Here is a 22,169-nt window from a genome sequence, read left to right on the forward strand (position 1 = left end):
AAACTAATTAATCAACATTATTTAAAAGAAAAATAAACATCTTAAAATCTGTTTTTAAAAAGTTACAAAACCGAAACCTTTATATAGTAAAACATACACAGATATGTTTGTCACTAAAGTTACAAAAAGTAACAAAAAGATTGGCCAAATTACAATTATTCAAATCACAGCCATAAAAGGAGATGATAACATGGCACAAAATGAAATCACACTAAAAGTTGCAGAAGCAATTTCTCAAAAGGACGTCGGTCAAGGGGTTGCAAGACTTGACCCAAACGTCATGGATGATTTAGGCATTAAAGAAAGAGATTTAATCGAAATCAACGGAGAGAAAAGGACTGCTGCAATTGCTCTTCCTTCACAAACCGACATTGGTCTTGGAGTTATAAGAATCGATGGGTTAGTACGTAAAAACTCAGGAGCAACAATCGGCGGGGAAGTTACAGTCAAAAAAACCAAAGCGACCGAAGCTAAAAAAGTCGTTTTGGCACCAACCGAAAACAACATTCGCGTACAGGGTGATGTTCGTGGCCTGTTTGCCGGAAAAGTAATGATGCAGGGAGACATCATCGGATCACAAATCCGAGCACCCAGACCAAGCATGGGCTTCAACAGCCTATTCGATGAACTGATGGACTTTACACCTGCAATGAAGGAAATAAAATTTGCAGTAATATCCACAAACCCTAAAGACATCGTTATTGTCGGACCGAATACAGAAGTGCAGCTCCACGAATCTCCGGTTGACGTAAGCAAAATCGAAGGTGTCGGAAACCTTGTTGATGTAAGCTACGAAGACATCGGAGGTCTAAAAGAAGAGGTTAAAAAGGTAAGGGAAATGATTGAAATTCCTCTTAAAAGACCTGAACTCTTTGAAAAGTTAGGAATTGCACCGCCAAAAGGAGTACTGATGCATGGTCCACCGGGTACCGGAAAAACCTTACTTGCCAAAGCTGTGGCAAGTGAAAGTGATGCCCATTTCATTGCGATAAACGGACCTGAAATCATGAGCAAATACGTGGGCGGATCTGAAGAAAACCTCAGAGAATACTTTGAGGAAGCTGAAGAAAACTCCCCTTCAATCATATTTATAGATGAACTGGATGCAATTGCACCGAAAAGAGAAGAAACCAATGGAGAAGTTGAAAGAAGAACCGTTGCACAACTTCTAACATTGATGGACGGCCTTAAATCCCGTGGCCAAGTGGTAGTTATCGGTGCAACCAACAGACCTGATTCACTTGATCCCGCACTCAGAAGACCTGGAAGATTTGACAGGGAAATCGAAATAGGAGTGCCTGACACTGAAGAGAGAAAGGAAGTTCTTGAAATCCACACAAGAAACATGCCTCTGGCAGAGGATGTCGATTTGGATAAAATCGCATCAACAACACACGGATTTGTTGGAGCGGATCTTGAATCATTATGTAAGGAAGCCGCAATGAGGGTAGTCAGAAGAATACTGCCTGAAATCCAAAACGATGAGGAAATTCCAAAAGAAGTTCTTGAAAAGATTGTGGTAACCGGAGATGACTTCAAATCAGCTCAAAAGGAAATCCAACCTTCAGCACTCAGAGAAGTTCTCGTCCAAATTCCGGACATAAAATGGGATGACGTAGGCGGACTTGAAGACGTCAAACAGGAGCTGAAAGAAGCTGTTGAATGGCCTTTAAAACACCCTGACACATTCCAGCGCCTTGGAATCAGACCACCAAAAGGAACCCTCCTTTACGGAATTCCAGGAACCGGAAAAACCCTTCTTGCAAAAGCCGTTGCAAGCGAAAGTGAAGCGAACTTCATTTCAGTGAAAGGTCCTGAACTCCTGTCAAAATGGGTTGGAGAATCCGAAAAAGGTGTTCGTGAAGTGTTCAGAAAAGCAAAACAGGCTGCACCGACAGTGATCTTTTTCGATGAAATCGATGCAATAGCCAGCACACGCAGCGGAAACGACACCGACAGCGGAGTAACAAAAAGGGTCGTAAACCAGCTATTGACTGAAATGGACGGTTTGGAAGAGCTTGAAGACGTTGCAATCATTGCCGCAACAAACAGGCCGGACATTCTGGATGCAGGTTTGATGAGACCTGGAAGATTTGACAGACACATACAAGTCAAGGAACCTGATGAAGAGGCCAGACTTGCAATCTTTAAAGTACACACAAAAGACATGCCTTTGGCAGAAGATGTAAACCTCAAAAAACTTGCCAAAAACACTGAAGGATATGTTGGAGCTGACATTGAATCAGTATGCAGGGAAGCTGCGATGCTTACCTTAAGAGACAACCTTGAAGCTAGTGAAATCCCGAACAAATACTTTAAGGAAGCAATCGACAAAGTAAAACCTGGAAACAGCGCAGCTGACGAACAGCTCGTACAGTACATGTAAGGAAGAAAACCCCAATTTTCTTCCTTTTTTCCTCCTTTAATCTTATAAAAACTTTCTAACCATATTTAGTGGGAAGATGGAACTTCCCACACAACCTCCAAAAACATTTTAATACTATTTTTTACAATATCTTCAAATATGAGCGAACATATTATCGAAGCATTGGGATTGAGCCGAATAACCATCAGAAACGGAAAGGTAGTTGAAGTAACCGAACCTGAAGTTGAATACTGTCCTCTTTTTGACCACCACAGAGGAATCAAGAAACTCACCACAGACGTCGTTGCCAAAAACATCCAGTTCAGAATTGATGATTTTGGAATGTGCACAGCAAACAGACAATTGAGAATGAAAGACTTTTTGAACTTCGGAATATCTGAAATCCTGTGCACCCTGCTTGAAAAGGAAGTGATCGATTCTGTTGTGATGGTTCTGGAAGGCTGCGGAACCGTAATCGTAAGGGAACCGGAACTTGTTCAGGGAATCGGAGGAAGGGTTTCAGGCCTTGTGAAAACCAGCCCAATACCTGAACTGTTTGATGAAATCGGCGAAGACAACATTTTAAATACCAAAACCGCCGAAATTAATCAGGGCGAAGGAATTAAACTGGCCATTGAAAAAGGATGTAAAAACATTGCCGTTACAGTGGCTCTTGCAAGCGACATCGATAAAATTAACAGACTGAAAGATGAAAATCCTGACATAAACATTTACGTCTTTGTTGTCCACACATCAAAAAGAACACCTGAAGAGGCAAGAAAGCTGTTTGACGGATGCGACGTTGCAACAGCATGCGCTTCCAAAAACATAAGAGATATCGGTGAAAAGGAAAGCGTGAAAATCGTTGGCCAGTCAATACCGATTTATGCAAGAACAGAAGCGGGAAAGAGGTTTCTGGAGATGCGTCTTGAAAAAATTGGCGGGGAAAAACCTAAAAAGGAAAATCCCGATTTGCCTTATCCGTTGATTTAGGCTATTTGTTTGGAAGAGTCCTGTCTGAGGGCAACAGTCCGAAATTCTGATAGTAATGGGCCTTATACTCAATGAACGGGAATCTCATTCCGCTGACACCATATTTCGGATTGAAACCGAAAAGATTAATGTAATCTCCTAAATCATCCCTTTCATCTTTCATTGCCAAAGTCAAATCATACAGTGCCTTCGTATCGTCTATTGCCCTGTGAAAATTAACTGTTTTTAACTCATAATGATTAACGCCGTCAATCAGTTTGTGAGGATAGGTCTTTCTGTCCTTTAAAACTGTCATGGTGTCAAGCCAGTCCACGTTCCTTACAATGTCAAAGGCGTCATCGGGAAAATGCCTGCTCAAGAGATGGAAAACGAATGACAAATCAAACTGCGTGTTGTGGGCAACCATCAAAGTGCCCGGAGTGAGCCTTTCTTTAATGTGGACGGCAACTCCCTCCTCTTTCAGGCCATCTTTTCTCAGCATGTCATTTGTAATTCCGGTAAGTTTGGTGATTTTTGGTGAAATGGGCCCTATGTTTACGAATTCATCGTAATCATCAACAATCACGCCATCTTCAACAGTCAGCATTGCTAGCTCGATTATTTTACAGTCCCTACAATCCAGACCACTTGTTTCAGTATCAAAATATATAACTCTAATGTTAAAATCCTCCCTACAATAAAATTATATATGTAATACAACATTAAAAAATTAATTCTATATACTTGAAGCAACAATATTATTAGTGATTAGTCAATACGAGGGATAAATTTGACTCAAAAAAGTGAAGCTCAAAAAGGCAACATCACTCCTGAAATGGAATATGTTGCAGAATATGAAAATATAGATGTAAATAAATTAGCCAAACTGATTGATAAGGGACTGGTTGTAATTCCCAAAAATATCAACGGACACTCAAAACCATGCGGAATAGGTGAAGGACTGAAGACAAAAATCAATGCAAACATAGGTTCATCATCCAAAATAGATGACATTGACCTTGAAATCAACAAGGCAAAACTGGCCCAGGAATACGGTGCCGACGCACTGATGGACCTCTCTACAGGTTCCGATTTGAAGCTTTTCAGGCAGAAGATTATGGATGCAGTTGACATATGCATCGGAACCGTGCCGATTTATGAAGCGGGAGTGGTAACCCTTTCCAAAAACAGGGAAATCATTGACATGGACCCTGACGACATATTCAAAGCCATTGAAAACCAGGCAAAGGAAGGAGTGGACTTCATGACACTCCACTGCGGAATAACAAAGGATCTGGTCCAAAAACTTAAAGCAGCAAACAGGATGATGGGAATTGTAAGCCGTGGAGGAACATTCATGGCATCCTGGATAAACCACAACGACCAGGAAAACCCATTATATGAAAATTACGATTACCTTTTAGAGTTATCTTACGAATACGACATTACACTATCTCTGGGAGACGGCCTTAGGCCTGGATGCCTTGCAGATGCAAGCGATATCCCTCAAATTCAGGAACTGGTAAATCTTGGAGGACTTGTTAAAAGGGCACAGGACGCCAATGTTCAGGTAATGGTTGAAGGGCCGGGACACATGCCTTTAAACCAAATCAGGGCAAACATGGAAATTCAAAAGACAATATGCCACGGAGCTCCATTCTATGTCTTGGGACCTCTCGTAACCGACATTGCCCCTGGATACGACCACATTACAGGAGCCATCGGAGGAGCGATAGCGGCAACCGCAGGAGCCAATTTCCTATGCTACGTAACACCTGCAGAACATTTATCACTGCCTAGCTTGGAAGACGTTAAGGAAGGAGTTATCGCATCCAAAATTGCTGCTGAAGCGGCTGATGTTGCAAAAGGTCTTGACAGCGCATGGACCCGTGAAAAGGCAATGGCAAAGGCCAGAAGGGATTTTGATTGGGAGGCCCAATTCGACTTGGCTTTGGACAAATCAAAACCTAGAAAATACAGGGACAAATGCGAACTGGATGACAATGAAATGTGCGCGATGTGCGGAGAATATTGTGCAGTCAAAATAGCCAAAGGAGAATTCTAATGAAATATCAGGAATTGGTAGACGTCTATTCCGCTCTCGAAGCGACTACAAAAAGACTTGAAAAAACTGAAATCATATCCGAATTTCTTAAAAAACTGGACTCCGAAACCATTGAAAAGGTAGGACTGCTAATTTTAGGTGTCGTATTTCCTGCATGGAGCTCAGAAGAGATAGGAATTGGCGGAAAACTTGTGGAAAGGGCAGTGGCCGAAGCCGTCGGAACAACACAGGCAAATGTCGAGGACGCAGTTCGTGACGAGGGAGACATAGGTCTTGCATGCATCAAGCTATATGCCAAAAAATCCCAGATGACATTCTTCTCACAGCCCTTGACAATCGATTTCGTATTCAACAGCCTGCGAAAACTGTCCCAGATTTCAGGATCACGTTCGACAAACCGTAAAATAGCAATCATTTTGGAGTTATTGTCACAGGCAAGCGCAACCGAAGCCAAATATCTCACCCGTACAATCACAGAGGAATTAAGGATTGGTGTCGGTGACGGCGTTGTAAGGGATGCAATCGCCCAGGCATTCAATATTGACAAGAAGGTGGTTGAAAGGGCGCAGATGCTTACCAATGACTTTTCTGTTGTTGCAAGAACAGCTAAGGACGAAGGTGCCGCAGGTCTTGAAAAGCTTAACCTGACCCCCGGAACCCCAGTCAAACCTATGCTGGCTCAGCTTGCACCGCCTTTGGATGAAATCATACCTGAAATGGGTTGTGCAATATGTGAGACAAAATATGACGGAATCAGACTTCAGGTTCACAGAAACGGCGATGAAATCAAGATTTTCACACGAAGACTTGAAAACATCACCCATGCCCTTCCGGAAATCGTGGAACTGTTCAACGAATACCTGCCCCATGAAGACTACATCGTTGAAGGGGAAGTAATAGCTACAAGGGACGGGAAACCTCTGCCATTCCAGAATATCCTCCACAGAGTCAGAAGAAAGCACAATGTCGAAGAGGCAATGGAAAACGTCCCATTGAAACTGTTCCTTTTTGATGTGCTCTACTATAAGGTTCCGATGATTGACGAGCCCCTCTCAAAAAGGCGTAAAATACTGGAGGAAATCGTCGACACTTCAGTTGACGAGATGAATCTCAGTACCATGAGAGTGGGAAACGAAAACAACATCGACGAGCTTCAGGAACTGTTTGAAACATCAATTGAAGGCGGCCATGAGGGCATAATGATTAAGGACTGCAAGGAACCCTATATTCCTGGACTTAGAGGTAAAAAGATGCTTAAATACAAGGCAGAACCTGAGACACTGGACATGGTCATCGTTGGCGGAACATACGGTATCGGAAAGAGAGGCGATTTCGTCGGATCATATCTTGTAGCACTCAGGGATGAAAACGATGATTTTAAAACCGTTGCATATGCTGCAACAGGCCTTGACGATGCCACACTGGAATATCTTACCGGCAAGATGAAGGAACTTGAAATTTCAACAAAAGGCCGTGAAATAAAGGTCGAACCGAAGATAGTTCTGGAAATTGCATTTTCAGAAATCGTCGAATCACCGGAATATGAAACCGGCTACTCCCTGAGGTTTCCTGTCGTTAAAAACATAAGAAAGGACAAAAGCCCTATGGATGCCGATACGGTTGAAAGATTAATTTCCATGTACAACACTGGAAATTAATTCAATTTCCTCACATACATTATACCATTACCGCACAATATTTTAAGGATGAATCTAATTGACAAACTGAAATCCTATCGGCTATTTTTACCAGTTCAACCAACACAAAAACCATGGAAATTACAGATGACAAATTACTTAGAATAGCTTTGATAACATCGCTTATCGGAATTATCGGACTGATAATATTTACACCGACAATTGAAGTTAAAAAAGTTGAGATTAAAGACATTTCAAGAGGAATGATTGACGAGGAAGTCCGAATTGACTGCGTCATAACAGATATAGCCCAATCATCATCCAAAAGCAGTTATTTTTTAACGATAAATGACGGCACCGGACAGATGCAGCTGATAATATTTGAAAGCCAGGCAGCAGAAATACAGTCGAACAATATGGACATCGATGAGTTCAAAAACAAAAGGGTCGAGGTTACAGGCAAAATAACCGAATACAAATCGGATTTGGAAATAATATTATCCGGTGGAGACAGCCTGAAAATCAAATAGTTATTTATTATTTGAAATTCAAAAATAATAATGATTAACTTAATAGGAAATTAAAACATGTCTGATAAAAAACGATTATTTGGAACTTTTGGAGTCAGAAGAACTGCAAATGACGTTTTGACTCCTGAGTTCGCATCAAGACTTGCAGCCTGTTACGGTACTCAAATTCAGGGAACCGTAGCTGTCGGAGGAGATACAAGAACATCAACACCAATGTTAAAGGAAGCCGTTAAGGCAGGACTTTTATCAAGCGGATGTGACGTAGTGGATTTGGGAATCCTACCTACACCTGGAGTCCAATATGCTGTTCGCAAATATTATGATGGCGGAGTGATGATTACCGCTTCACACAACCCTCCAAAATATAACGGACTTAAATTTTTAGATGAATTCGGTATCGGAATACCTGACGAAATGGACATTGCAATCGAAAAACTGTACTTTGATGAAGAACCTAAAAGGGCGCACTGGTCCGAAATCGGTCAGATATATCACAATGACAAAATAATCGACGAATATGTCGATGAGGCAATATCAAAAGTCGACGCCGAAGCAATCCGTAACGCCAAACTGAAAGTGGTCGTCGACTGCGGAAGCGGAGCGGGATGTTATACCGCACCTTATCTGATTAGAAAACTCGGATGTGAAGTGACTACCCTGAACTCACAGGCAGACGGATTTTTCCCAGGCCGTGACCCGGAACCTATTGAAGAAAACCTTCAGGAACTCATCAGCGTCGTTAAGGAACTGAATGCAGACATCGGCCTTGCACATGACGGTGATGCGGACAGGACCATCTGCATTGACGAGAAAGGAAACTTCGTTTTGGGAGACAAGACTTTCACACTTGTCGAAAAGCAAATGCTTAAGGAAAATGACGGCGGAATCGTTGTCACCACAGTTGCAACTTCCCAGGCAATTTATGATGTGGCTGAAGAGTACAACGGAGAAGTCATAGCTACTGCCGTTGGAGATTTGCTTGTTGCACGTAAGTTAAAAGATGAAGACGGACTGTTTGGTGGTGAAGAAAACGGAGGACTCATTTTCCCTGACTTCGTTTACGGAAGAGATGCAGTAATGACCGTTGCAAAAATCCTTGAAATCGTTGCAAAAGAGAAAAAACCTCTATCCGAACTTGTAGCCGAGCTTCCGGTTTATTATGCAAGCAAAATGAAAATCGAATGTCCCGACGATCAAAAGGAATTCGTCATGGACAGCATTGCAAAAGAAATTAAGGAAACAACTGACTTTGAACTTGACCTTACAGACGGCGTTAAAATCCTAAAAGATGACGGGTGGGTAATTGTCAGACCATCCGGAACCGAACCGATCTTCAGATGCTTTGCCGAGTCAGACTCACAAAAGAAAGCTGATGAAATGACCGATTGGGGAATAAGTTTAATCAAAAAATACAAACAGTAAACCATCACTGATTTTGTTTTAATTATATCGCTTCAAGATATAATTAAAATAAAACCTACCTTAAAAAAATATAATTAAATCATAGCTAATTTTAAAATAAAACACTGTAGTGATAAAACCAACAATATTGGATTCGGCCATCTACATAGAAATGCCTAAAAGTTTTCCAAACACTCTTCTTTTAGGAAAAATGCATCTTCATTATCAGGATTTCTAAGCAATACCTTGTTGAAACTGTCAACGGCCTCTTCAAATTTGCCCAATTCCATCAGTACAACACCCTTATTCAAAAGAAAGTCAATGTTATGTTTTTCAAGCGCAATAGCCTTGTTAAAGCAATCCAAAGCCTCATCGAATTTGCCCAAATCAATGTATGCATTACCCATCCTGTTGATTGCACTTGCATCCATTTCAGAATCATCCAGACACACTTCAACGGCCTTGTCGAATGATTGAATGGCTTCCTCAAGCATTCCCATGTCTGTGAGAAGATTTCCCCTTGCATTCCATACCTCAGGGTTTTCCCCGTCAATTACAATCAACTTGTCATAAACCCTCAATGCCGCATCATATCTGCCAAGCATTTCCAGGATGAATCCTCTCCAGTATAAAACAATAGGGCTGCTCGGACGGTAATTGTATGCAATTGTGCTTGCCTTGTAGGCCTCTTCGATTCTGCCCGCATTCAAAAGTGCAATCGCCTTGTTGTTCAGGATGTATTCATTGTCAGGCTCGAATTCCAATGCCTTGTCATAACATCCTATGGCATCGTCAAACTTGCCCAGCCTTGAGAGGTTGTCGCCCTGCTTGTTTAGAAGGTAAACGTCATCAGGGTCAAGTCTCAGTGCCGCTTCATAGCACATTGTGGACTTGTCGAACTTGCCGCTGTCAAAAAGAATATCCGCCCGTTTGGTAATCATTGCCTTTTCATCGATTTTATCGCCTTTCCACTCATCGATGTCAAGCTTTTCAAAATAAATTATCTGGAACTCTTCAGAATCGGCAATCTGACCGCCGTACATCTTCTTGAATTCCCTCAGCATATCATAGGAGTCCTTGAAGCCTTCCTGCACCGCCAGTTCATCATTGTCCTTGATGTCAACAAATGAAATGTTTTCAACATCAGTAACCAGTGCCTCAAAGATTTTCATTTTTTCCTTTGAAACCAGATTCCAATAGCAGTAAAGTCTGTCTCCCTTTTTAAGTGGAGTCTTCCATGCTTTACGGATTGTTCTGGTTTTTTTACCGGTGATTACATCAATATCATTACTTGAAAATGATAAAATAGGCATTTCAACTCCTCCTTAAATTTATTCTATTAATCTTTCACCAAATTCTCCGGACTTGACCTTGATTTGGCCTTTGAAGTAAGGTTTGATTTCACGTGCAAGCTTTTCGAGATCATGAGGATTTGGAACCTCAACCTTTTCAAGGGCAGGATCCAGAACATTCTTGTTTCTGAACTGCTGAATTGTATAGATATCCGCTTCAATTTCATCCGCCAGGTTTATGATGTCCTTTTTGGTGTGCAGCGTAGGAACATATGTTGTTCTGATTTCAAGATGAACATTCTCATCGGCATTGATAAGTTCCATTGATTTTTTAACCTGAAATCCCACATTTGAACCTGTAATCTTTCTGTATTTTGAAAATACTGTCTTTACATCAAGTGAAACAAAATCCAGAAGCTTCAAATCAAGAAGCTTTTTAATCTTATCCGGATATATTCCGCTGGTGTCAAGCTTTGTCTTCAAACCTATTTGGCGAACATAAGTAAATATCTCAATCAGCGCATCAAGCTGAAGCAACGGTTCTCCACCGGAAATTACAATGGCATCCAAAAAATCGGCTGAAGAGTCAATTTCACTTTTAATTTCTTCAAAGGATTTTTCTGTCTTGTCATCCAGAAGTTCCACATTGTGGCAATATCTGCATGTCAGAGGACATCCTGACATGAAAAGAACCAGTGACATGTTTCCATGAAATTCAACAGAAGATATTACAGATCCGCCAACATACATTTAACTTAAAACCTCATTAATGATTTCAATAAATTTCCTGTCCTCATCCAGAGTGCAGATGCTTATCCTTATCCAATATTCATCCAAACCCTTGAATGAAGTGCAGTCCCTGACAATTATTCCCTTTTTCATAAGCTCCAAAGCCAACTCGGATGCTGTAAAACCAGTATTTCTAACATCAATCAGCATGAAATTGGATTTGGAAGGGAACACATGCAATGAATCTATTTTAGATAGCTCATCATACAGGTACTGTCTTGATTCTATTCCCTTTTCAATTGAATCTTGAATGTATTGCTTGTCTCTAAAAGTATTAAGCGCAGCTACAAAGGACAGTCTTGTTAGTGAAAATACCGGTTTGATTCTGTGCATGTATTCAATAATCTGTTCGCATGCAAGACCGTAACCGATTCTCATGCCTGCAAGACCCAATACCTTGGACATTGTACGGATTATGAAGATGTTGTCAAATTCATTAATCAAATCCTTGTTTGTGAGCTCGGAATATTCAAAGTAAGCTTCATCGATGACTATTAGAATTTCAGGGTTTTTTGAAGCAATACGTCTTAATGTGTCCTTTTCAATCAGCGTGCCTGTCGGATTGTTCGGACTGCATAAAAAAATCATTTTGGTTTTCTCGCTTATCGCATCAAATATAGAATCCAAATCAAGCTCGTTTTTATCCAAATCCCATCTTGCATACACCGGACGGGCGCCGTACTGCTGTAGGAGGTATTCATAGTACATGTATGACGGCAGAGGCACTATGAACTCATCGCCCTCGTCAATGAATGTCTTTGCCAGAACGTCAATAATTTCATCGGCACCGTCACCGCCGACAATGACCTGACTGTCCTCAACGCCGGAGTACAATGCCATTTCATGGACAAGTTCCTTCAGCTGGGATTCCGGGTATCTGTTAATTGATTTGATTTCCCTGCCTATGGCTTCCATTGCCTTTGGAGACGGACCCCAAGGGTTTTCATTTGACCCCAGTTTAATAATGTCATCCTTGTTTAAGTTGAATTCCTCGGCAATCTCGTCCTGAGACCTGCCGGGAACGTATGAATCCATTTCATCTACTATTTTTCTTGCTTTCATCATTCATCTTCCGCATATTGTTTAGAAAGTTTAACGTAATTGTCTGCGTTATCCTGAATAAGTTTTACCTGTTCATCACTGAGCTGCTTTACAGCCTTTGCCGGAACTCCCAAAATCAGACTGCCTTCGGGAAATTCCTTTCCTTCACTTACAACGGCTCCGGCACCGACAATTGAGTTTTTGGATATGTGTGCACCGTTTAGGACTGTTGCATTCATTCCAATCAAAACATTGTCATCCAATTTGCAGCCATGAACAACCGCACCATGACCAACGGAAACGTTTTCACCAATTTCAACCGGAAAACCTTTTGTACAATGGACAACGCAATTGTCCTGAACATTTGAATTGTTTCCGATAGTGATTGAGTCAGTATCTCCCCTTATTACGGCACCGTGCCATATGGATACATCCTCGCCTAATTCAACATTTCCGAGTACTTGTGCACCTGGGCATATTATAACAGAGTCTTTTTTATTTTCCATAATATCGCCAATTTATTCTTTTTTCTTGTTTTTATCTTGTATAATATGATTCTGTTTTACCAATACCCTTGTATCGGAGGGGACATCATCATATAATAAAACCCCAGAACCGATTGTGGAATTGTGTCCCACCTTAACACCCGGTGAAAAACTGGAATTGATTCCAGTCTTTACGGAATCACCGATAATGGAACCCAGCTTACGCCTTCCGCTGTCGATCATCTGATTTTTGATTTTTGTTTTTACCGGACGGTTGTCAAACCTCAGGTTGGCAATGTTGGTTCCTGCAGCTATATTGCAGTTGGACCCGATTACAGAATCCCCGACATAACTCAAGTGGCTGACATTGGTGTTTTCCATAACGATTGAATTTTTAATTTCCACCGCATTTCCGACATGCACGTGGTCACCGAAGTATGAATTTCCACGAATATAGGAATTAGGACCTATATCACAGTGTTTGCCTATGTAGACATTTCCTTCAATGTATACTCCAGCCCTGATAATGCTTCCCTCATCGAGAAATACTTCGCCGTGAATGTGTGCTCCGTCTTCGACGACACCCTTGATTTCTGTTTTAAGCTGGCTTATCAATTCCTCGTTGACTTCAATGAGCTCCCATGGACGGCCAACATCAATCCAGTCCTTATTTGTTTTATGGCCGATTACCTTTTTGCCGTCGGCAATCTGGAGAGATACGGAATCGGTGATTTCATATTCTCCACGTTCGGAAACCTCGGTTTTTTCAATCTTTTCAAAAATATCCTTGTTGAAAATATAGATACCTGCATTGACAAGATTGCTTGGAGCCTCCTCTTTTTTAGGCTTTTCAACAATCTTTTTAATGTTGCCTTCATCGATTTCAACAACACCGAAAGCGGAAGGATCCTCCACTTCAGTCAGAACCATCAAGGTGTCAGGCTTCATGTAATTGTATTTCTTGATGATTTCGTTGATGATTTCATTGTCCAGAATGATATCACCATTAAGAACAATCAGACTATCTTCAATAAAGTCCTTACCGTAGGAAATCGCATTTGCTGTTCCCAGGAAATCCTCCTGAGTCTGGTATGTAATGTTTACGCCAAACTCGCTGCCGTCACCAAAATACTCACGAACCATCTCTTCCTTATAACGGACAATCAGCAGGATATCCCTGATGCCATTGTCCCTTAATGATTCAATGTTGTATTGAATAATAGGTTTTCCAGCAACCGGCAACATGGTTTTAGGCTTTGTAAGTGTTAACGGCCTCATCCTTGAACCTTCACCGGCGCTTAAAATAATTGCTTTCACTTTGACTATCCCCTTAAAAATATTATCTAATAATATTATATGTTTAACTTCTAACATATAAATTAACTTTACTACTTCAAATAAGTAATTTTAAATAATAGTTTCAATATAGACAAATTATAACTAGCTATTAAAAATTTTAATAGTGAAACTTAAAAGGAGATTATTAAAATGACTGTTTATGTATGTTTACACTGCGAATACAGATTTGATACTGAAAAAGGTGACCCTGCTTACAACATTCCTGCTGGAAAAACTCCTGCAGATATGCCAGATGACTGGGTTTGCCCAGAATGTGCTGCTCTTGGAGTAGACGCATTTATTGCAGAAGAAGAATAAATCTTCTTCTCATAATCTTTTTTTTAATAATTTTAATTTAAACTCTTTTTAACCTTAAAAAATAATGAAGTTTATATAATTTAATGATTAAATAGGTTAATAATAGCAGATTATCTTCTGTTAATAATTTTTAAAAATAAATGTGGGAATTGAAAATGAAGAGAACAAAAAAATTGATTATAGCAATTCTTCTTGTAATTCTTATCGGGCTGTTAGTTGTCATTGCTGGCGCATTGTTTACAGGTCCGGATTTGACAGCTGAAGACAAAAACGTTCTTGTATTGGCTTCAGATAAATATGAACAGCCTCACGGTAGTGTGGATATGGGATTCATGGTCCATTTGGTCAACGGATCTCTTAAAAACTACACCCCAGTTTATCCTGGAGGTATGAGCCACCCTACACAGCCTGCCCCTGGAGGCATCGGCGGAAATATGATGCTTCACGACTGTCTGTGGGACGGAACGGATCAGGGTATGGACTATGCGGTGGAAATTGTAGAGCACAATACCGGAATGCATGCTGATGCAGTAGTCATCGTTTATGACGAAGGTATGGACAACATCATCGATTCCATCAGACCTCTTTACGTTGATGGGGAAATAACCAACCTCAGTGCTGCAGACATTGTTCGTTCCAACGATGCATACAACGGTTATGCAGGAAATGAAAACGTTCAGGGAACCATGTCCAGAGGAGATGCGGTAATGGTACTTACAAAAGCAATCATCAATGCTACAAAAGATCCTGACAAGAAAAATACCATGGTGCAATCTGCATTGCAGGAATACTCCAACGGAAACATCATTATGAAACCTGACGGTTCATTTACAAGACTACTTGCTACAAAAGGATATGAAAGTATAGCATCTTAATCTTTAAAGAATTCTTATTCTTTAAAGAACTTTTTTTATTTTGATTTAAAAAAAATAGAGGAATTTATAATTTAGAAATTATAAGATTCCATGATTTTACCAGTTATATCACGAATTTCTGCAGTTGCTTCTTCCAAATGGAAAATTGCCAATTTAAAACCAGTTTCATCATTGTAAATGCTTTGCAAAAATTCATTGCCCTCGACTATGCTGTCGGCAAAGTCATAATTTTCTTCAAATACGGCTTTTCCATAGTATCTCAAAAAGTCTGTTTCGACCAGAGCCACTATTTCAACATAGGGATTTTCAGACATCTGCTTGAAGACTTCCTTCTGATTTCCGATACCGAAATAGAGTTTGTCATCCTTTAAAAGATGAAAGCCCAAAGGCCTGTTTTTTGGTTTGTCTCCGTCTACTGTCGCTAAGAAAAATACTTTCGCTTCGTTCATGAATTCATCTATTCTTTGTGGACCTTCCACCATTTAATCACCTCATAAATTTTCATTAATGATCTTGACACATGTTTTTCTGATAGATTCCGCCCTGTCTGCATCTCTTGATTCCAATGTAATTCTGATGTAGTCTTCAGTTCCGGACGGCCTTACAAGCACCCAGCTGTCATCTTCAAATGTCAGCCTTACGCCATCGATTGAATTGACCTCAACTATATCGTCAAAGGCGCCTTTAAGCAATTCCTCCATATTCTCCATTACCCTGACTTTGGCCTCTTTGGAGCAGGTTATCTTTTCACGAATGTTAGGATATGACGGAATTTGAGCCAGCAGTTCGGACAGTTTGCCGTCCCTTGATACGATTTCAGCCATTCTCAAACCGGAAAGTATTCCGTCAGGACACATGCAGAAATCCGGGTGAAGCCATGTTCCGGAAGGTTCCCCTCCAAAACTTGCATCCTTTTCGATGATTACTTCAGCAACATTAACATCCCCAACAGGAGTCCTTAAGACTTCTCCCTTTACGGATTCGTCCATGCAAAGTCCCGCATCGACAGTTGTTACTATGTCCCCATCGAATTCCTTTGAAATCAAAGCAAGTAAAGAGTCAAACGGTGAAATGTTTCCCTGCTCATCAACAGTAATCATCCTATCTGCATCACCGTCATGGGCTATTCCCAAATCAGCGCCTATTGCAACAACGGTTTTCATCAGGTTGCCCAAGTTTTCAGCATTCGGTTCAGGGTTTCTTCCAGGGAAAAATCCGTCAGGCTGTGAGTTTAAGGTTGTCACTTCGCATCCCGCCTTTCTGAATACTAAAGGTGATATTTCGCTTCCGGCACCTGATGCGCAATCGATTACAACTTTAAGTCCTTTTTTAATATCCACCATATCAACCAGATCATCAACATATCTGCCTTTGATTTCCTCATTGAGACTTAATGATCCTACTTTGTCCCAACTGACTGAGATGTATGATTTTTCAGCGTAGATTTTTTCGATTTCGGCTTCCTGAGCTGAAGTATAAGCCATTCCGTTCTTGTTCCATAGCTTAATTCCATTGTAAGGGGAAGGATTATGGGATGCTGTCAGCATGATTCCGGCATCCGCATCAAGCTTTTCGGTAGCATAACCAACCAATGGAGTTGGAACCATGCCTATTTTGATGACATTGACTCCGCTTTCAAGCAATCCTGCGCAAATGGCCTGGTCAAGCATCCTGTTTGTGGTTCTTGTATCATAACCCAATACGACAGTTCCTGCATTTCCCAAATAATATGCCAGGGATTTGCCGACATTCAGCGCAAGCTCACAGGTTACCTCAGAGCCTACCAATCCTCTGATTCCTGATGTTCCAAACAGTTTTTTAGCTACCATATAACCACCTTATGCACCGAACTTATGTGCATAGTTCATTAAATCCATCATTATGTTCATTACATCTGAGCCTCTGATTCTGCAAAGGCCTCCTTTTGCACATGCAACTTCTGAAAACTCACTTACATCATCAACCCTCACTTCAGGACCTCTGATTAAAACAGGTACTGGATCTCCTGAGTGGTTCATGACTGAAATCGGGGTTGAGTGGTCAGCTGTAAGGAAGATATAAACATCCTCAAGTTTTATCAATTCGCTCATTACCACTTCATCGACCTTTTCGATGAATTCCTTTTTCTCGATGGTCTGGCCGTCGTGTCCGGCCTCATCGGCACCGTCAATGTTTATTAGGAAAAAGTCATGGTCTGAGTTTTTAACCTGGTCTATGATTGTATCACGGATATTGTCTAAATTGGTGTCAATTCCGCCAGTCACGTCTTCCATTTCAATGACATCCATTCCTGCAAATCTTCCGATTCCCATGATAAGGCCAGTTTCAGCAATACAGGCTGAGTTGACTTCATACTTGTCGTTTATAGGTTCGACGCTAGGAACTTCACCGGCACCTCTAGGAATTACAATGTTAGCTGGAGGTTCACCCGCTTCGATTCTTCCTACATTAACAGGATGGTCCTTAACCATTTCATAGGTTTTTACAACAAGTTTGTTTAGGATATCTGCAGTTTTTGCAGCTTCAGGAGTATCATCCAAAGGTTTGACTTCTTTCGGTTTGTTGCCTTCGACCTTAGGGTCTGCATCGCTTACTTTTCCGGAGAGTCCTTCTCCCCTTAAAACCAGAACAGCCCTGTGGCCTGTTGACTCTTTAAAAATGATTTTTACGTCAGGATAATCTTCCAAAACCATTGTGTTTAGAACATCGACTATTTCCTTAGTGCCTTCCTTGATTCTTCCGGCACGCCTGTCTGTTACGATTAAATCCTCATCCACGGTTGAGAAGTTGCATCTGAATGCAATGTCGCCCGGAAGAACGTCCACACCGACACCGTTTGCCTCAAACGGCCCCCTTCCGGTGTAGACTTCATAAGGATTGTAGCCTAAAATTGATAAATGTGCGGTGTCACTTCCAGGAATAATGCCCGGAGCGATTGAATCCATAATACCTGTAATTCCTTCAGCAGCCATCTTGTCCATGTTAGGAGTGTTTGCCGCTTCAAGAGGAGTTTTATTTCCTAATTCCTTAATAGGGCGGTCCCCCATACCGTCCATGATTAAAATAAGACCTTTCATAAATATCACCTTTTATAAAATATACTGTTATAAAGTTTATTTCTTAATAGTTAAATAATTTATTTAAAAATGAGATTAATTAATTAAAATGAAATTTATAAAAAAAGTTAAATCAATAAAATTCCAACAATGGCTCCTACAATTGTTGCAATCAGATTAACATGCTCGTTTGTAAGCAAATCCCTGTTTTCCAAAAGAGCACCCAAAATACTATCCATAAAGCAACCTACAGTTCCTGAAACAATTGAAACCACAATTGCAGATACCGGATTTGGTACAATTCCCAAAAGATATGCCGCAATACCGATTATAGCCGCACCAACCATTCCTGAAACTGTTCCCAAAACTGAAACTGCACCATTTGTACCTGGATCCACTTTCTGAAATGTGGTGATTAATCTAGGGTGCTGGTCGAGAACTCCAATTTCAGAGCCCAAAGTGTCTGCTGTAGCTGTTGCAATCGCTCCAATGAACCCTCCTACAAACGGCAGGTAATAGCCACCGAATGCTGCCATAAAACAGGCAACAACACCATTTGAAATTACATTTTTGGAGGTCCTTCTTCCTTCAAATTCCCCTAAAGACATCTTATACTTTCTGGAAAATTTGGTTGCAAGCAAACACATTACTAAAAATAGTACAATAAGCAATAACCAGTTTGCTCCGGCTGAAAATATAATTACAACACCCATAAAAATCATGACCGCTGAACCGAACAAATCCAGAGATTTTCTTCTATAGGTTATGAACCCCAGAATAAATAAGAGAATTACATAAACCCAATTAATCATTATTGCTTCAACCATAGTATCAACAAACCTATGTTTTTATTAAATTATGTTTAAAACAATATAAAAAGATTTAGTTAAATCATGCACTTTAAAAACCCGCTGAGAAAAATGATATTTTTACCCATATTTTGAATAGCAGAAACTGAATGGAAATTCCCATGCTTTTAATTAAAATAACGATTAAAAATATTAACTTTGATGAATTTAACTATAAAAATATTAATTGAATTTTTAATTAAATGAAGTATATGATTATAAAAAATAAAAAAGGATTTTGGTAATATATATGAAATGATAAAAATAATTAAATTTCTAAAAAAATAAGAAAAAATTAAGAAAAATTATTTTCTAAATCTTCTCAATTGTGCTGATCCGAGAGCCAATAGAATCAATAACAATATCCATATCGGATTACCAGTCGAATATTTGGATAAATCTATGCCCTCGTCCTCATGCGGACTGACCAGATTGTCAGGGTCTCCATCAACAACAGTTACGTTAGTTACTGTTTCATTTGCATCATAGTTACTGTCTCCAGAGTAATAAACATCAATAGAATGAACACCTTTGCTTAATCCAGGAATGTGAAATACCGCTTTACCATCAACTACATCTGCAGTATAAGTTTCACCGCCGGTTTTAATGGTTACAGTTCCTGTTGCATCGCTTGGGAGGTTTACTGTTACGGTTCCGTCATCTCCAATTACAATATAATCTCCGGAAGCTGAAATCGGAGTAGTGGATTTGACTACTTTAAATGATGTTTGTGTAGTGGCCGGCAAGTATTTGTCATCCCCTTCATAAATTACAGTAGCGTCATAGTTTCCGGCCGGAAGGTTAGGAACGACCAGTTTTACTTTACCTTTGATAATTTCTCCGGAATAATCAACACCATCAATTCTGACAGTCACACGTCCTGTTGCATCCTGAGGAACATCAATTCTAATAACTTCATCGCTTCCATATTTAACGGTCATTGAAGTTGCCTTTGCAGTTGAAGGAAGTTTTTTAACTTCAAACTGACCTGTGGTGAAGTTTTCCGCATATCTGTCATCACCCAAGTAAGTTACCGCAACGGTTTTGTTTCCAAATGCCAGTCCTTTTATGTCAAATACTGCCTGTCCGTCTTTGATTGTGGCATTGTATGTTTGGGCATTGATTTCAATGATTACAGTTCCGGTAGCGTCCTCAGGAACGGTTACGACAATGTGTTCATTATCTTCCACATATATATCCTGTGCTGTAACGCTTATTGGAGTTTGTTTTTTAGGAATATAAACTTCAGACTCAACTGTTTTAGCTGAATGGCTATCGTCACCGGAATAGATCACTTCAATATCATGTTTTCCTGCTGAAGTATTATCCAAATTGATTACAGCAACACCATCCCTGATTTCGGCAACATAAGTTTGGTTTCCAACTTTAACTGTTACATTACCAGTAGCATTATCTGAAACATATACTTTAACAGTACCGTTACCCAAATCAACGACATCAATATCGCTGGCGCTTTGAGAAACTGTGAATACTGTTGAATTGGTTGATTTCAAGTATTTGTAATTACCATTGTATGTTACAGAAACATTATATTCCCCGGCAGACAGACCTGACAAGACCAGTACTCCTTTACCGTCACTGACAGCTACAGTGAATACGCCCGCATCATAAATTGGAACACTTAAAAGTTCATCCAAATCAAATGTGAAGTTTTCACCATTGATAACAACGCTTAAAGTTCCGGTTGCATCACTAGGAACATCAAATACGATAATTTCATTTTCGCCAACATTGATATTTTTGGCTGTCGGAATTACAAATGATGGAACTTTATTTACGTTGAATACTGTGTTATTTGTACTTGGCAGATATTTATCATCACCAACATATGTAAGGTTTACAGGATAAATTCCATTTGGCATGCGAGGAATCTGAGTGACTCCAATACCGTCTGTTACATTTACATAATATCCTACGCCATCAATATCTATCAATACCTGACCGGTTGCATCGTTAGGAACAAATACTGTGACAGTTACGTTTTCGCCAACGTCAATGTCAGTAATAATAGCACTTACGTTTGATTTGACTTTGGATACTGTGAATGAAGCTGTTGTGTGTGCGTCTTCATAGTTGTCATCGCCTGAGTATTCGACAGCTATTGTTTTAGTTCCTTCAGTCAGGTTATTGATTGTTAATGTTGCAGTTCCGTTGATGATCTCAGCAGTGTATTTTACACCGTCAACTTCGACTGTCACATTGCCTGTTGCATCTTCAGGTGCTTTTACTGTGATTACTGTGTCTTCACCTACGCCACCAGGAACTGTAATGATTTCAATTGGGGAATCATATTTAGGTCCTGTTACGGTAGCGTTTACAGATGAAGGTGCATGAGTGTCGTCTCCACTGTAGATTACTTCAACGCTGTTTTTGCCAGGAGTCAAGTTGTCCAATGTTATTGTAGCGGTTCCGTTAATGACCTCAGCAGTGTAAGTATCATTTCCGACTTTAACTGTTACGTTACCGGTAGCATCACCGCCAGCAACCACAACAACAGTACCGTTGCCATAATCGATGACCTTCATGTCAGGAACAACCTTAGCCTCCTTAACAGTCAGGTTACCAATTGTGTAATTAGCAGCGAAGTTATCATCACCAGAATACTCAACAACAAATGTCTTATTGCCAGCAGTCAAATCATCTACAGTGACAACTGCCACACCATCAATAATCTCACCAGGATACTCCTTACCATCAACATAAACAGTAACATTACCAGTTGCATTAGCAGGAACCTCAACAGTGACTGTCAGAGGTTCGCCTTCAGTAATCTCAGAAACATCAACCTTAATATCAGCAGAATACTTAGGAGCAGTAATCTCAGCAGTGGCATTGGAAGCCTCGTGAGTATCATCACCAGAGTAGATCACTTCAACCTCATGAGTACCCGGAGTCACATTGCCATCCAACTGAACAACAGCAGCACCATCAACAACAGTAGCATTATACTCCTTATCACCCACTTTAACAGTCACATTACCAGTAGCATTATCACCAACAACCACAACAACAGTACCATTACCATAATCAACGACCTTCATGTCAGGAACAACCTTAGCCTCCTTAACAGTCAGGTTACCAATTGTGTAATTAGCAGCGAAGTTATCATCACCAGAATACTCAACAACAAATGTCT

The 22,169-nt window shown here is 40.3% G+C and carries 19 protein-coding genes; 8 read left to right on the forward strand and 11 right to left on the reverse strand.

All coding sequences use genetic code 11. From position 1 onward, the window contains the following. Positions 1-190: 190 nt before the first annotated feature. The gene (locus Q0W04_RS01690; RefSeq protein ID WP_298499489.1) at positions 191-2,386 is read left to right on the forward strand and encodes a CDC48 family AAA ATPase; all 2,196 of its coding nucleotides are present in this window, start codon (positions 191-193) and stop codon (positions 2,384-2,386) included. Positions 2,387-2,524: 138 nt separating this feature from the next. After that, the gene (locus tag Q0W04_RS01695; RefSeq protein ID WP_298499439.1) at positions 2,525-3,358 is read left to right on the forward strand and encodes a methanogenesis marker 8 protein; all 834 of its coding nucleotides are present in this window, start codon (positions 2,525-2,527) and stop codon (positions 3,356-3,358) included. Position 3,359: 1 nt separating this feature from the next. On the opposite strand, the gene Q0W04_RS01700 is transcribed toward Q0W04_RS01695, so the two are convergent. Further along, positions 3,360-4,016, reverse strand: coding sequence for a 3'-5' exonuclease (locus Q0W04_RS01700; protein ID WP_366938612.1), 657 nt, complete (start codon positions 4,014-4,016; stop codon positions 3,360-3,362). A gap of 111 nt (positions 4,017-4,127) precedes the next feature. Here Q0W04_RS01700 and thiC point away from each other — a divergent pair, with 111 nt between their 5' ends. The 4 genes from thiC to glmM (Q0W04_RS01720) all read left to right on the forward strand — a co-directional run bounded on the left by thiC (position 4,128) and on the right by glmM (Q0W04_RS01720) (position 8,991). Further along, complete coding sequence (gene thiC, locus Q0W04_RS01705) at positions 4,128-5,402, forward strand: phosphomethylpyrimidine synthase (protein ID WP_298499441.1); 1,275 nt, start codon at positions 4,128-4,130, stop codon at positions 5,400-5,402. Continuing rightward, positions 5,402-7,060, forward strand: coding sequence for an ATP-dependent DNA ligase (locus tag Q0W04_RS01710; protein WP_298499443.1), 1,659 nt, complete (start codon positions 5,402-5,404; stop codon positions 7,058-7,060). Before thiC ends, Q0W04_RS01710 begins: the two co-directional genes overlap by 1 nt. Positions 7,061-7,173: 113 nt before the next feature. Then, positions 7,174-7,569: an OB-fold nucleic acid binding domain-containing protein gene (locus Q0W04_RS01715; RefSeq protein ID WP_298499445.1), complete on the forward strand. Its 396-nt coding sequence runs from the start codon at positions 7,174-7,176 to the stop codon at positions 7,567-7,569. A gap of 57 nt (positions 7,570-7,626) precedes the next feature. Beyond that, positions 7,627-8,991, forward strand: a complete 1,365-nt coding sequence (gene glmM, locus Q0W04_RS01720) for a phosphoglucosamine mutase (protein ID WP_298499448.1) — start codon at positions 7,627-7,629, stop codon at positions 8,989-8,991. A gap of 155 nt (positions 8,992-9,146) precedes the next feature. Here the strand turns inward: glmM (Q0W04_RS01720) and Q0W04_RS01725 are convergent, their stop codons facing one another. Genes Q0W04_RS01725 through glmU form a run of 5 tightly spaced genes read right to left on the reverse strand, consistent with a single transcriptional unit; the run spans position 9,147 to position 13,951 of the window. Continuing rightward, entirely contained in the window at positions 9,147-10,283 is a 1,137-nt protein-coding gene (locus tag Q0W04_RS01725; RefSeq protein WP_298499451.1) for a tetratricopeptide repeat protein, read from the reverse strand. Positions 10,284-10,301: 18 nt separating this feature from the next. Beyond that, positions 10,302-11,012, reverse strand: coding sequence for an anaerobic ribonucleoside-triphosphate reductase activating protein (locus tag Q0W04_RS01730; RefSeq protein WP_298499454.1), 711 nt, complete (start codon positions 11,010-11,012; stop codon positions 10,302-10,304). Then, entirely contained in the window at positions 11,013-12,113 is a 1,101-nt protein-coding gene (gene hisC / locus Q0W04_RS01735) for a histidinol-phosphate transaminase (RefSeq protein ID WP_298499496.1), read from the reverse strand. Further along, positions 12,113-12,598: a gamma carbonic anhydrase family protein gene (locus Q0W04_RS01740; protein WP_298499457.1), complete on the reverse strand. Its 486-nt coding sequence runs from the start codon at positions 12,596-12,598 to the stop codon at positions 12,113-12,115. Before Q0W04_RS01740 ends, hisC begins: the two co-directional genes overlap by 1 nt. Positions 12,599-12,610: 12 nt before the next feature. Next, on the reverse strand, positions 12,611-13,951 hold the full coding sequence (gene glmU / locus Q0W04_RS01745; RefSeq protein WP_298499460.1) for a bifunctional sugar-1-phosphate nucleotidylyltransferase/acetyltransferase: 1,341 nt from the start codon (positions 13,949-13,951) through the stop codon (positions 12,611-12,613). A 114-nt stretch (positions 13,952-14,065) separates the two neighbouring features. Between glmU and Q0W04_RS01750 the strand changes: the two genes are divergently transcribed. Together Q0W04_RS01750 and Q0W04_RS01755 are read left to right on the forward strand one after the other, a co-directional pair. Continuing rightward, complete coding sequence (locus Q0W04_RS01750; protein WP_296874506.1) at positions 14,066-14,233, forward strand: rubredoxin; 168 nt, start codon at positions 14,066-14,068, stop codon at positions 14,231-14,233. Between the two features lie 155 nt (positions 14,234-14,388). Next, positions 14,389-15,108, forward strand: a complete 720-nt coding sequence (locus tag Q0W04_RS01755) for a DUF4012 domain-containing protein (protein WP_298499463.1) — start codon at positions 14,389-14,391, stop codon at positions 15,106-15,108. Positions 15,109-15,179: 71 nt separating this feature from the next. Here the strand turns inward: Q0W04_RS01755 and Q0W04_RS01760 are convergent, their stop codons facing one another. The 5 genes from Q0W04_RS01760 to Q0W04_RS01780 all read right to left on the reverse strand — a co-directional run. Beyond that, positions 15,180-15,590 carry a pyridoxamine 5'-phosphate oxidase family protein gene (locus Q0W04_RS01760; RefSeq protein WP_298499466.1) on the reverse strand — a complete coding sequence of 137 codons (411 nt, stop codon included), beginning with the start codon at positions 15,588-15,590 and terminating at the stop codon, positions 15,180-15,182. 9 nt (positions 15,591-15,599) lie between these two features. Next, a complete protein-coding gene (glmM, locus tag Q0W04_RS01765; protein WP_298499469.1) occupies positions 15,600-16,937 on the reverse strand; it encodes a phosphoglucosamine mutase in 1,338 nt (445 codons plus the stop codon). Positions 16,938-16,946: 9 nt separating this feature from the next. Continuing rightward, positions 16,947-18,185 (reverse strand): 2,3-bisphosphoglycerate-independent phosphoglycerate mutase, encoded by a 1,239-nt coding sequence (locus tag Q0W04_RS01770; RefSeq protein WP_298499473.1) that lies wholly within the window; start codon positions 18,183-18,185, stop codon positions 16,947-16,949. 107 nt (positions 18,186-18,292) lie between these two features. Then, the gene (locus tag Q0W04_RS01775) at positions 18,293-18,991 is read right to left on the reverse strand and encodes a TIGR00297 family protein (protein ID WP_298499477.1); all 699 of its coding nucleotides are present in this window, start codon (positions 18,989-18,991) and stop codon (positions 18,293-18,295) included. Between the two features lie 326 nt (positions 18,992-19,317). Further along, positions 19,318-22,169: Ig-like domain-containing protein (locus Q0W04_RS01780; RefSeq protein WP_298499480.1), on the reverse strand; the 2,852-nt coding region annotated here is incomplete at its 5' end.

Origin of the sequence: uncultured Methanobrevibacter sp., assembly GCF_947170395.1 — an archaeon.
GTDB lineage: Archaea > Methanobacteriota > Methanobacteria > Methanobacteriales > Methanobacteriaceae > Methanocatella.

Excerpts from the sequence above, each read along its gene's own strand:
- Q0W04_RS01690 (WP_298499489.1), top strand. The coding sequence starts at position 191 with ATGGCACAAAATGAAATCACACTAAAAGTTGCAGAAGCAATTTCTCAA.
- Q0W04_RS01695 (WP_298499439.1), top strand. The coding sequence starts at position 2,525 with ATGAGCGAACATATTATCGAAGCATTGGGATTGAGCCGAATAACCATC.
- Q0W04_RS01710 (WP_298499443.1), top strand. The coding sequence starts at position 5,402 with ATGAAATATCAGGAATTGGTAGACGTCTATTCCGCTCTCGAAGCGACT.
- Q0W04_RS01715 (WP_298499445.1), top strand. The coding sequence starts at position 7,174 with ATGGAAATTACAGATGACAAATTACTTAGAATAGCTTTGATAACATCG.
- glmM (WP_298499448.1), top strand. The coding sequence starts at position 7,627 with ATGTCTGATAAAAAACGATTATTTGGAACTTTTGGAGTCAGAAGAACT.
- Q0W04_RS01725 (WP_298499451.1), bottom strand. The coding sequence starts at position 10,283 with ATGCCTATTTTATCATTTTCAAGTAATGATATTGATGTAATCACCGGT.
- Q0W04_RS01730 (WP_298499454.1), bottom strand. The coding sequence starts at position 11,012 with ATGTATGTTGGCGGATCTGTAATATCTTCTGTTGAATTTCATGGAAAC.
- hisC (WP_298499496.1), bottom strand. The coding sequence starts at position 12,113 with ATGAAAGCAAGAAAAATAGTAGATGAAATGGATTCATACGTTCCCGGC.
- Q0W04_RS01740 (WP_298499457.1), bottom strand. The coding sequence starts at position 12,598 with ATGGAAAATAAAAAAGACTCTGTTATAATATGCCCAGGTGCACAAGTA.
- glmU (WP_298499460.1), bottom strand. The coding sequence starts at position 13,951 with ATGTTAGAAGTTAAACATATAATATTATTAGATAATATTTTTAAGGGG.
- Q0W04_RS01750 (WP_296874506.1), top strand. The coding sequence starts at position 14,066 with ATGACTGTTTATGTATGTTTACACTGCGAATACAGATTTGATACTGAA.
- Q0W04_RS01755 (WP_298499463.1), top strand. The coding sequence starts at position 14,389 with ATGAAGAGAACAAAAAAATTGATTATAGCAATTCTTCTTGTAATTCTT.
- Q0W04_RS01760 (WP_298499466.1), bottom strand. The coding sequence starts at position 15,590 with ATGGTGGAAGGTCCACAAAGAATAGATGAATTCATGAACGAAGCGAAA.
- glmM (WP_298499469.1), bottom strand. The coding sequence starts at position 16,937 with ATGGTAGCTAAAAAACTGTTTGGAACATCAGGAATCAGAGGATTGGTA.
- Q0W04_RS01770 (WP_298499473.1), bottom strand. The coding sequence starts at position 18,185 with ATGAAAGGTCTTATTTTAATCATGGACGGTATGGGGGACCGCCCTATT.
- Q0W04_RS01775 (WP_298499477.1), bottom strand. The coding sequence starts at position 18,991 with ATGGTTGAAGCAATAATGATTAATTGGGTTTATGTAATTCTCTTATTT.